The following is a 1,532-nucleotide window of genomic DNA, read 5'->3' on the forward strand; positions in this document are numbered from 1 at the left end:
TGATATTTGCCTTTTTATTGAGGAAGCGGGGATGATTGCGCAACTGAGGAAAAATGCGTTTGTTGTTATGGATGATATTGAATATGGGTTTTTGAATACAATACCGTTGTGGCATTTTGGCATTTTGTATTGATGCAGACACTTTCATTTTTTTATTGTAAATTGGTAACAAATAAAAGAGTTTGTTTATCCATGATTATCAGGACAACAAGAGATGATGGTATAGGAAATCAATTATTAAGTATTAGGGATTTTCTTATTGAGGTTAATGGCCTAAAATTTAATGATGAAATAATTGAGTTGGATTTTTGTACTTATAAGTTTAGTCCACCTTTACTTGGAATATTTTTTGCTGCTTTTTTAGAAGGTAATCCAAAATACCGAGCAGTTAATATTGGTTCAACAGGTTATTTGAATTATCAATATTTCCCTTTTGGTCTAAAGCCAGAAGTCATAGAAGAGTGGGAACAATTATTAGATGCATACAAATGTAAATCTTATTTACCTCTGATTCGATTTTCAACATTAAAAAACGACGATGCAACTCAGACCAGGAACAATGTGATTTCACATGCAAATTTGATGATTGGTAGTATTACTGGGATGCCGGCAAATTACAAATCAGCAATAAGTTATTTGTTATCGGAAATTTCGGATAATATAGTTGACCATTCCAGAGCAGAATATGGTTGGATATCTTTTCAATATTATCCTCAAAAAGGTTACTTGGATTTGTGCATCGCTGATGCAGGAATAGGCTTATTACAATCCTACAAGAAATACAGAGGTGAAAAAGATTATTCACATATCGAAAATCATTTAGAGGCTGTAGAATATGTAATTAAGGGAGAATCTACAAAAGACCAGCATGAACGAGGATATGGTGTGCATACTTCGAGAGAAATTTTATTAAAAGGATTGAAAGGAAAATTTGTAATGTTTTCTGGCAATGGCTTGATGATTGATTATAATTTATTAGATTTTCAATGTCATTATGATGGAACTTTGGTGATGTTTAGAATTCCTTGCGGAAACTACGATGACAATTTTGGAATATACTCTTTTGTTGAATAATTAAACTTTTTGATAATCTTTACGTTTAATTTAACACTATGGAAAATAGAAGAAAAAATATAAAACTTTCGAAGTATTTTTTTAATCAGATTAATAGTCGGTCCTCAATAGACCTCGTAATTAAACGATTAAAAAAGGGAAGAAATTATAGTGTCGATTTCAGTGATATTGACTTTTTATCCCGTGCGGCAGCACATCAGCTTGTCTCATTGCAAAATAAATTATCCAATGAAGGTATTGACTTAACTTATGTTAATGTTTCGAATCACGTGAATTCGATGATTGAAAAAGTTGAAAAGTCAGCAACTAATAGTGTAAAACATGCAACGTTTGTTAAGTATCTAAACATTAGGGAAGAAAGTGAGCTTAAAAATTTTCTGATGCAAGTTTAATTTTTGAGAAAACTAAAAAATATATCGGATAAAGGCTAACCAATGAATATGTTAGCCTTTTTTTAA

At 30.9% G+C, this 1,532-nt stretch carries 2 protein-coding genes; both read left to right on the forward strand.

Going from position 1 to position 1,532, the window contains the following annotated elements:
• Positions 1–192 precede the first annotated feature (192 nt).
• Positions 193–1,074, forward strand: a complete 882-nt coding sequence (locus OQ5_RS0110255) for an ATP-binding protein (protein WP_016777415.1) — start codon at positions 193–195, stop codon at positions 1,072–1,074.
• A 38-nt stretch (positions 1,075–1,112) separates the two neighbouring features.
• Entirely contained in the window at positions 1,113–1,466 is a 354-nt protein-coding gene (locus OQ5_RS0110260; RefSeq protein ID WP_016777416.1) for an STAS domain-containing protein, read from the forward strand.
• The last annotated feature ends 66 nt before the right edge of the window (positions 1,467–1,532 follow it).

Source organism: Anaerophaga thermohalophila str. Valhall (assembly GCF_000250735.1).
Lineage (GTDB): Bacteria > Bacteroidota > Bacteroidia > Bacteroidales > Marinilabiliaceae > Anaerophaga > Anaerophaga thermohalophila_A.

Coding starts and splice junctions, on each gene's coding strand:
- OQ5_RS0110255 (WP_016777415.1), top strand. CDS start 193: ATGATTATCAGGACAACAAGAGATGATGGTATAGGAAATCAATTATTA.
- OQ5_RS0110260 (WP_016777416.1), top strand. CDS start 1,113: ATGGAAAATAGAAGAAAAAATATAAAACTTTCGAAGTATTTTTTTAAT.